At 69.6% G+C, this 9,500-nt stretch carries 7 protein-coding genes; 3 read left to right on the top strand and 4 right to left on the bottom strand.

Going from position 1 to position 9,500, the window contains the following annotated elements; genetic code table 11:
* The first annotated feature begins 571 nt into the window (after positions 1 to 571).
* A complete protein-coding gene (locus tag VGD44_RS20240) occupies positions 572 to 1,051 on the top strand; it encodes a hypothetical protein (protein ID WP_331090186.1) in 480 nt (159 codons plus the stop codon).
* Positions 1,052 to 1,476: 425 nt separating this feature from the next.
* Here VGD44_RS20240 and VGD44_RS20235 read toward each other — a convergent pair whose 3' ends face one another.
* The 3 genes from VGD44_RS20235 to VGD44_RS20225 all read right to left on the bottom strand — a co-directional run bounded on the left by VGD44_RS20235 (position 1,477) and on the right by VGD44_RS20225 (position 5,585).
* A complete protein-coding gene (locus VGD44_RS20235) occupies positions 1,477 to 2,004 on the bottom strand; it encodes a hypothetical protein (RefSeq protein ID WP_331090185.1) in 528 nt (175 codons plus the stop codon).
* Positions 2,005 to 2,145: 141 nt separating this feature from the next.
* Entirely contained in the window at positions 2,146 to 3,057 is a 912-nt protein-coding gene (locus VGD44_RS20230) for a transglutaminase family protein (RefSeq protein WP_331090184.1), read from the bottom strand.
* The gene (locus VGD44_RS20225) at positions 3,054 to 5,585 is read right to left on the bottom strand and encodes a circularly permuted type 2 ATP-grasp protein (RefSeq protein ID WP_331090183.1); all 2,532 of its coding nucleotides are present in this window, start codon (positions 5,583 to 5,585) and stop codon (positions 3,054 to 3,056) included. The genes VGD44_RS20230 and VGD44_RS20225 overlap by 4 nt, the downstream gene beginning before the upstream one ends.
* A gap of 185 nt (positions 5,586 to 5,770) precedes the next feature.
* Between VGD44_RS20225 and VGD44_RS20220 the strand changes: the two genes are divergently transcribed.
* On the top strand, positions 5,771 to 6,556 hold the full coding sequence (locus VGD44_RS20220) for a hypothetical protein (protein ID WP_331090182.1): 786 nt from the start codon (positions 5,771 to 5,773) through the stop codon (positions 6,554 to 6,556).
* Here the strand turns inward: VGD44_RS20220 and VGD44_RS20215 are convergent.
* Entirely contained in the window at positions 6,553 to 8,190 is a 1,638-nt protein-coding gene (locus tag VGD44_RS20215; RefSeq protein ID WP_331090181.1) for a PP2C family protein-serine/threonine phosphatase, read from the bottom strand. The genes VGD44_RS20220 and VGD44_RS20215 overlap by 4 nt on opposite strands.
* Before the next feature lie 102 nt (positions 8,191 to 8,292).
* Between VGD44_RS20215 and VGD44_RS20210 the strand changes: the two genes are divergently transcribed.
* Positions 8,293 to 9,500 (top strand): hypothetical protein (locus VGD44_RS20210; RefSeq protein WP_331090180.1); only part of this gene is annotated, 1,208 nt, incomplete at its 3' end.

Below are 9,500 nucleotides of genomic sequence, written 5' to 3'. Positions count from 1 at the left end.
ACCCGCAGCCGGCGCTTGCCATCAGCCTGGCGCAGCAGGTCTGCGCGCTGATCCTGCGCGGGCTGGGCGTGCCGTCGGGCGAGGCGGATGCGATCGCGGCGCAGGCGGCGGATGAGATCGTGCGGAAGGGGTAGGGGCGAGCGGGCGGGAGATCGAGTCTCGGTTGCGACCCGTTGCGGACCTTAGGGCTGACCAGGCCATCGACCGGAGCGTCATAGATTGGCGATGAAGCGACTGTTCCTTGCCGCCGGCATGTCATCGACGTCCGCGTCGGGTGATCCGTGTTCAGTACCGAGCGCGCATGGGGCGGGCGGCTATGCCCGCGCGTAGTCGCCGCCAGGCGGTGCTCATGCTTGGAGCGGGTGTCGCCCTCAGCGGATGTACGCGGCAGCGCTATCGGGATCGCTTTCGCCTGACGCTTGATGTGGCGGAGGGCGCCACGATGCACCGCGCCTCGAGCGTGTTCGAATATGAGATCCGACACCTTCCCGAGAACCTCTCAGGGCGAGCGGTAGAATCGAAGGTCCACGGAGAAGCCACGTTCGTGTCGCTCGCGGGGCGGAGGGCTCTAGTGGCCCTGCTCGCCTACGGCCGCTCGGCGGCGGGGCGGGAGTTGTTGCCGCAATCGCTCTCCCTATGGGACCCTTACCTGGCGATGTGCGTGGCTGTGGGGCTACGGCCGGACTGGCGGCGGGGCCGCAACGCCGCCATCGAGACGCTGAAGCGTTCGCATCGCGACCAGCCGGTCCGCCTGCCACTGGACGAACTGCCGGCCCTCGTCGCCTTCACCGACGTCAGCGATCCCATGACGGTCCGAGCGGTGCTGCCGACCGACCTGGCCCCCGTGCTGGGGGCTGGCGTGACGATAGGGGCCGCGACGCTCGAGATCACGAACGCGCCCGTCACCCGTTCGATTGCGCGATCGCTTCCGTGGCTTCGCGGCTTGCTGGATCGGGGCGCGACCCTGAGCGGCGACACCGCTCTGTACAGACGCGTGACGCCCCAAATTCTCGCCAATCACCTGTACCCGGAAGATTTTCTCAGGGAGTAGTCGTGATCGACCGGAACTGATGCAGCGCTCAGTTCGCGATCCGTCGCGGACGTCGGTCCCAGTCGGCAAGTGCTACAAGGGCCGCTCCATCGTCGCTTCAGCAGAGCTCGCGGCCATTCGGGAGGTTCGCTCCTGAGCCTTTGGCCCGCGTAGCGCCCCGCAGTCTGGTGGTGGACTCAGCACGAATGAACCGCAGAGATGCGCAGAGGGGATCGTGGCGATCCGGCCTCTTTGCGTCTCTCTGCGATCTCTGCGGTTCGAGTGAGGGCGTCTGGGGCGCCAAGTCCTGCCCAACACTCCGCTCATCCCGGCGAATGCCGGGACCCAGATCCCATGAGGTGAGTTGGAAGGGGCTCGGAGCCTTTGGAGCCCGCGTCTGAGCCATTCCATCTGGGTCCCGGCATTCGCCGGCATGAGCGGAGGAATTAGGGAGGGCCGGTGGAGCGGCGTGGCGGTGGGGTTCGCAGTCCGGGTCGGGTGAGGACCTGGGTGGTGGTCGAGGCCGCGAGGCGGGATCGGAGGTCTCTGGAGGGTGGTGGCCGAACCGGGGCGGGCTCGGGCTTTGCCTTGGCCAGGAGGGTGCGGAGTTGCGGGACCTCGGGGGCGTCGGGGAGGAGCTGCTCGGCATCGGAAAGGACGCCGTTCAAGGTCCGCAGGAGGCGCGGGAAGCTGGCGCGTTCGGTTTCGCGGTCGCGTTCGGTGTAGTGCAGGGCGTCCGAGCGCTCGGGACGTTCGTTCCAGTCGGGCGCCTCGTCCCGCTCGCTTTCGCGCTGTTCAGCCTCGGCGGGCTGAGCGGGGGCCTTCTTGAGGCGCAGGTCCAGGGCGATGGAGAGCCGGACGGAGGCGAAGCATTGGTGGAAGGCTTCGAAAAGCTTCAGCTTGCGGTCGAGGTCGGAGACCCGTTCGGCTTCGCCGCCGAGGGCCATGCCCAGGCGGAATGCGACGCCGCGCATTTCCTCGAGCTGGTGGCTGGCCCCGGCTGTGTCCATTAGAACAAAAATAGAACAAATGGGCCGAGCTGTCAAGCTTGCGCGATCCTTGCGGGCTCGGTGGGTCCCGCGGACAAGCCGCGGGATGACGAGCAAGAAGAGGGGTCAACGCCCCTTCGCCGCCTTCGGCCGCTCTTCCGTCTCCGGGATCACGTCCACCTCCACCTTCAGGCTCTGGCCGCCGGAGGCCAGGATGATGCCGTCGATGGGGGCGACGTCGGCGTAGTCGCGGCCGACGGCGAGGACGATGTGGTCGTCTTCGGCGAGGATGGCGTTGGTGGGGTCGAAGCCGATCCAGCCGTGCGCCTCGCCGCACCAGACGGCGATCCAGGCGTGGGTGGCGTCGGCGCCCTCGAGGCGCGGCTGGCCAGGCGGGGGCACGGTGCGCAGGTAGCCCGAGACGTAGCAGGCGGAGAGGCCCAGGCCGCGCAGGCCGGTGATCATGATGTGGGCGAAGTCCTGGCAGACGCCGTGGCGGGCGTTGAACGCCTCCAGCACCGGCGTCGACACCTCGGTCGCGCCGGGGTCGTAGCGGAAGTCGGCGTGGATGCGCCGGTTGAGCTCGGAGCAGGCGTCGATGATCGGCCGGCCGGGCGGGAAGCTCTCGCGCGCGTAGTCGGTGATCGACGGCGTGATCGGCGTGCGGTCGGTCGGATAGACGTAGACGGCCGGCCCGTCGGCCTCGAGCGAGGCGGCGGCCAGGGCCGCGCCGCGCACGGCCTCCCACGGCGCGCTGTCGCAGCCCTCGGGCGGCTTGGGGGAGTGGACGTTCACCCGCGAGGTGGCGTCGATGACCAGCGTGTTGTGCGGCTTGTCGACGATGACGGTCAGGATCCGTTCGCCGAACGGCCCGATGCGCTCGAGCGACACCGAGGGCCGGGGCGTCACCTTCAGGTCGGCGTCGATCACCGTCTGGTGGCTGTTGGACACCGGCGTCAGCCGCAGGACGCAGCGGGCGTAGGTCACGGCGGCGTCGCCGTAGCTGTAGGTGGTGCGATGGCGCAGGTCGTAGATCACGCGAGCCCCATCAGCTTGACGGTGGGCACGGCGCTGGCCCCCTGGAGGAAGTAGCGGTCGGCCACGGCGTTGGAGAAGCGCATCAGGGCGCGTTCCAGGCGATGGATCTTGTCGGCGGTGAGCTTGCGGGCGTCCTCGGTCTCCACGTCGGCCGAGAGCGACAGCAGGATGCGGCTGGGCTCCTCCAGCATGCCGTCCTCGTGCAGCGTCGGCAGGACCTCCAGGTGCTCGGTGAGCGTGTCGAGCTGGAAGGCCAGCGAGCGGGTGTTGAACGGGTCCAGCATCACCAGGTCGCGGACCGCCGGCAGCGCCAGGCCGATCAGGTAGCGGGCGCGGTAGGTGATCTGGCTGTCGTTGAGGTCGAGCAGGAGGTCGAGGTCGTCGGTGGTGGCCTCGTCGTGCGCCAGCATGCGGCTGAGCCGGCAGGTGGTGATCCCCCGCTCGATGCGCCGGCCGATGTCGAGGAAGCGCCAGCCGGCGACGCGGTTCATGTTCTCCTGCGCCAGACCCGACAGCGACGCCATGGTCTGCAGGGCGCGGTTCACCAGCCGCAGCACCTCGGCCTCGGAGGTCACGGCCTCGGCGGTGGCCAGGCCGTTCTCGATGCCCACCAGCAGCGCCCAGAAGTCGGCCGACAGGCGCTCGCGCATGGACGAGGCGGTGCGCATGGCGGAGCGCACGTTGCAGATCACCGAGCCCCAGGCGCCGACGTCCAGCAGGGCCGCGCCGGCGGCGGCGACGGCGTCGTCCGCGGCGGCGCCTTCGCGGAGCGCGCCCCATTCGGTCAGAAGGGTGCGCAGGCTGTCGAAGGTCTCGCCCGCGCCGTGGGCGGCGGCGTCGGCGGCGATGTTGCTGGTGCACAGGCTGCGCACGGTGCGCAGGGTCATCTCGGACCGCTCGAGGTAGCGACCCAGCCAGAACAGGTTGTCGGCGGCCCGGCTGGGCAGATGACCCATGATGCGGCGGACCTGCACGTCCTCGGCGCTGGCGATCAGCGTCATGCGCTCGACGGGCTTGTCGTCGATGACCCAGACGTCGGCGGTCCGCGCGCCGTCGCCCATGGAGATGGCGCGGACGTCCATGCGGTCGGAGGTGCGGCAGAAGCCGCCGGGCATGATGCGGATGCCGTCGGGCGTCGTCGCCGCGAAGACCCGCAGCACGAAGGGCGCCGGCTCCAGCTGGTCGTTGCGCAGGATGGGCATGGTGGAAAGCCGCACCACCTCCTGACCCACGAAGTCGGCCGGGCGGTCGCGCAGGCGCGCCAGCAGGGTCCCGCGCTCCTCGGGCGAGAGGTCGGCGACCAGGCGCGACTGCGAGAGGATGCGGTCGCCGCCGGTCGGGTTGAAGGCCGGGGCGATGGCGAGCTCGTCGAGCCGGCTTTCGACCAGGGCCTGCTCCGCCGGCTGGCCGCACCACCAGGTCGCGACGTGCGGCATCCGCAGCTCCTCGCCCAGCACCTGCCGGCTGAGCTTGGGCAGGAAGCCCATCAGGGCGCGGCTCTCCAGCACGCCGGACCCCGGCAGGTTCAGCACGGTGACGCCGCCGGCCCGGATCGCCTCCAGCATGCCGGGCGTGCCCAGGCGCGAGGCGTTGTTGAGCTCCAGCGGGTCGACGTACTCGGCGTCGACGCGGCGCAGGATCACGTCGGCGCGCTTCAGGCCGGCGATGGTGCGGACATAGACCTTGCCGTCGCGGGCCACGAGGTCGTCCCCCTCGACCAGCAGGAAGCCCAGGTAGCGGGCGAGGTGGGCCTGCTCGAAGTAGGTTTCGCTGAACTTGCCGGGCGACAGCAGGCAGATGCGCGGATCGGCGCGGTCGGCGGCGCCGGCGAGCCCCCGGCGCAGGGCGTCGTAGAACGGCGCCAGCCGGTGGACGTTCATGGTGTTGTAGAGGTTGGGGAAGGCGCGGCTGACGATCAGCCGGTTCTCCAGCGCGTAGCCCGCGCCCGAAGGGGCCTGGGTGCGGTCGCCCAGGACCCACCAGCGCCCGTCGGGCCCGCGGCCCAGGTCGGCGGCGTAGATGTGGGTGTAGCGCCCGCCGGGCGGGGCCACGCCGCGCATCGCCCGGATGAAGTCGCGGCTGCCGGTCAGGGTGGCGGCGGGGAGGTGGCCGTCGGCGACCAGGCGGCCTTCGCCGTAGATGTCCTGGAGCAGGGCCTCCATCAGCCGGGCCCGCTGCTCGACGCCGGCCGAGATCTCGTCCCACTCGGACTGGGCCAGGATCAGCGGGAGCGGGTTGAGCGGCCAGATGCGCTCGGCGTTCTCGCTGCCCACGTGGTACGAGGCCCCGGAATCGCGCAGGTGGCGCGCCGAGAGGCCGAAGCGGTTGCCCGGATCCCCGGCCGGGAAGGCGGCGAAGTGGCCCAGGAAGTCCAGCCAGTGGTCGCGTGGCCGGCCCTTGGCGTCGAACAGCTCGTCGGGCACGCCGGGCAGGGGTTGGTAGTTGCGCAGCCATTCGCGCAGACGGGCCGCCGCGCCGGGCTCGGCGCCGGACTTCCTTCGCCCAGCCGTGGAGGTGTCGGCAGCCACCGGCGTCCCCTACAGATCGCGGTCGCCACGACTCGTGGCCTGACGCGCCCCGGCCGAACCGTAGCACACCGGCGCGGCTCGGGGAGATTGGTCTAGTCACCCGGAACGGCCGATCTGGGCAGGCGGTCGATCCACGGTAGTATGCCCATGGAGGGGCCGGCGGGTCGGCCGATCGGGGGATCTGGATGCCGCGGCTGTTCCTGTCGGTCGACATGGTCGGCTCGACCGAATTCAAGGCCCGCTTCACCGGGCAGGGGGCGGAAGGCTGGCTCGCCACCTTCCGGGCGTTCTTCACGAACTTCCCGCTGATGGTCGCCGGCCAGATCGGCTTCGAGTTCCTGGACGACGACCACACGCCTTCGATCGAGGTGTGGAAGGTGATGGGCGACGAGGTGGTGTTCACCACCGAGCCCAGGAGTCCGGAAGAGGTGACCTCCACCCTGCTGGCGCTCCTGCGCACGATGCGGGCGTACGAGGAGAAGCACTTCCAGGAGCTGCCGCTGCGGCTGAAGGGCACGGCCTGGCTGGCCGACGTGGACGGCCCCAACATCGTGATCGAGATCCCCGAGCTTTCCAGCGGCCAGGCCGCGCACCTGGACTACATCGGGCCCGACATCGACCTGGGCTTCCGGATCTCCAAGTTCGCGCGGCCCGGAACGATCGTGATCTCGCTGGACGTGCTGGAGGTGATCCTGCGGGCCCGGAACGGGGCGACGACGGCGCTCTACCTCGCCGGCCGCGAGCCGCTGAAGGGTGTGCTGTTCGGCTATCCCTATCCGATCGTGTGGATCCTAGGCGCGGAGGACAAGTTCGACTTCCTGCCCTGGGAGGTCGAGGCCGACCCCCGGATGGCGGCCGCGATGACGGCTGGGCCGACCCGGCTGGCGGAGCTGAAGCGCATCATCGAGGACATGCGCTTCTACCTGCGCAAGATGCACGGCCGCGACCGGCCGGCGCTGAAACTGGGTTAGGCCCCGCCTTCCCAGCGCACCACCAGGATCGCCAGGTCGTCGGACTGGGGGGCTTCGCCCACGAACACGCGGACGTCGTCGGCCAGGCCTTCGGCCAGGCCGCGGGCGGAGGCGTCGCGGCGGACGGCGGACAGGGCGGTCTCGATGCGCCCGATGGTGAACAGGTCGTCGTCCGTGTTGGCCGCCTCGGACACGCCGTCGGTGAAGAGGATCAGCGCGTCGCCCGCGGCCAGGGTGTGGCGGCCGGGCTCGAAATCGGCGTCCTCGAACACGCCCAGCGCCATGCCGCGCGTCTTGTCCAGACGGAAGACCGAGCCGTCGGCGCGGCGCACGAACGGCGCCTCGTGGCCGCCGTTGGCGAACTCCACCGCCCCGGTCGAGAGGTCGAGCACCCCGCAGAAGGCGGTGACGAACATCTGGCCGGCGTTGTCGCGGCTGAGTTCGGCGTTCACGCGGGCCATGATCGCGTCCGGGCCGGCGGTCGAGGCCAGGGCGGTCGCCTTGAAGAGCGTCATGGTCATGGCCATGAACAGCGCCGCCGGCACCCCCTTGCCCGAGACGTCGCCCACAACGAAGAACAGCCGGTCGCGGTCGAGCAGGACGTAGTCGTAGAGGTCGCCGCCCACCTGCTTGGCTGACTCCAGCATGGCGTAGACGTCGACGTCGCGGCGGTCGGGGAAGGGCGGGAAGGCGCGGGGCAGCATGCCCACCTGGATGTCGCGCGCGGCCGAGAGTTCGCCCTCGACCCGCTCGCGGGCCGCGGTCGCCGCCTCCATCTCCAGCAGGTAGCGCTGCAGGCGGGCGATCATGGCGGTCATGGCCTCGGCGAGGCTGCCCACCTCGTCGCTACGGCGATGGCTGATGGCGTTCATGGCCGCCACCTCCCGCGCATCAGGCTGGAAGTTGCGCTGGCCCATGTTGCGGGTGAAGTCGGTGAGCCGCATCAGCGGCTGGACCAGCCGGTCGACCAGCAGCCAGCCCAGCGCCATGGACAGCGCGAAGATGCCAAAGCCGACGGAGACCGCGGTGCGCAGGGCGTCCGACAGCCGCTGGCGCACCATCGCCAGGTCGACGTCGGCGCCCACCACGTACCGGCGGGCGTCGACCCCGGTGACCGGCAGGTAGAGCGAACGGAAACGGCCGAACTCGTCCTCGTACTCGTCGAACCGGGTCTTACCGTCGGCGAAGGTCTGCAAGAGGGCCTTGGGCGCGGTGTCGTAGAGGGCGAAGAACGGCACCTCCTCGCGCTTCTCGATCTCGCGGCGGGTGGCGCTGGTGGAGACGGTGCGGATCTCGTCGCCGAACTTCATGTATGTGTAGACGTAGACGAGGCCCGAACCCTCGGCGAAGCGCGATAGCCGGTACTGGAGGCGGCGGTACTCGTCCCTCGGGATCGAATCGGGGCCGATGATCCGGGCGTGGTATTCGTCGGTCGCCATCTCGTTGACCGCGAGCACAGCGGTCGTCAGGCGTCCGTCGATGCCGGCCATGATCGCGGCGCGGTCGACCTCGTAGAGCACCACCGTGTAGGCGGCGGCCGCGATGAGATTGAGCACGCCCAGCAGCAGGAGCAGCTGCGTCTTGAGGCGGAATCGCCTTCGGCGCTTGGGCGCGTCTGCTGCGGGATCGGTCATCGCGGCGTTGCGGGCCCGTGGCGCTCGTTCGGAATTTGGAAGCTAGTCTATAGAGAAATACCGACGGGTCGTTAACGAGAGGCCCGCGAGTCGGGAGCGCGTGTGCAGGTTCTTCTGAACCGTGTGTTCAAGGTCGAGCCGGGGGAGTGGCCCAAGCTCCTGCAGTTCGGCCTGTTCGGCCTGTTGCTGCAGACCGGCATGGGCATCGGCTTCGCGGCCGGCGACGCGGCGTTCCTGACCCATGTCGGCGCCGACAAGCTGCCGGTGATCTTCCTGCTCACCCCCTTGGTGATGCTGGTCTACACGGCGCTGTTCTCGTACCTGCTGGTGCGCTTCTCCATCGACCGGGTGGTGGAGGCGACGCTGGGCCTGCTGATCGCCGGTGGGGCCATCCTGTGGGCCCTGATCGAGGTGGGGCTGCCGAAGCCCTGGGACGTCACGCTCTACTACGCGCTGAAGCTGTACCTCGCGATGTGGTACATCGGGCTCTACACGCTGTTCTGGAACTTCACCGACACCTACTTCGACATCCAGGACGCCAAGCGGCTCTTCCCGCTGTTCGCCGCCTTCTGCGCCCTGGGCACCACGCTGGGGGCGTTGATCGTTAGCGCGCTGGCGGCGGTGATGCCGATGCACGCCTTTATGCTGGTCTGGGCCGGGGTCGCGCTGGCGACGGCGCCCGTGGCGATGATGCTGCGCCGGCGCTGGACGCGGATCGCAGACACCGACACCGACCTGGACGGCGAGCCCACGAATGTTCGCACCCAGTTCCTGCAGGTGGCCAGGACCTTCAAGAGCTCGCCCTATGCGGTGACCCTGGTCATGACGCTGTTCGTCACCCTGCTGATGACCAACCTGGCCGAATTCCAGTACTCGACGGTGCTGCAGGAGTGCCGCAACGAGGCTGAGCTCGCCAGCCTGTTCGGGAGGCTCTACGCGGCCACGAACATCTTCAACCTCGTGGTCTGCCTGTTCGTCTTCAACCGGCTGGTGACGCGGGCCGGGGTGCGCAACGTCGCCCTGATCCTGCCGCTGAGCTACTTCGCGGCCTTCGCCTACTTCTTCATGGCGGGGGGCGAGCTGGCCGCGTTCGGGGCGTTCTTCGCCTATCACGGCGTGCTCACGTCGATCGAATACAACAACCAGAACCTGCTGTTCAACGCGACGCCGTCGGCGGTGAAGCGGCCGTTCCGCACGGTGGTGGAGGGCCTGGCCGAGCCGCTGGCCAGCCTGCTCGCCGGCGGCTTCCTGCTGTTCGCGGCCAAGCATTCCGACATGCGCGAGCTGTCCGGCATCGGCGTGGTGCTGGG

Origin of the sequence: Phenylobacterium sp. (assembly GCF_036402295.1) — a bacterium.
Lineage (GTDB): Bacteria > Pseudomonadota > Alphaproteobacteria > Caulobacterales > Caulobacteraceae > Phenylobacterium.
This window is presented reverse-complemented; position numbering and strand designations above follow the sequence as displayed.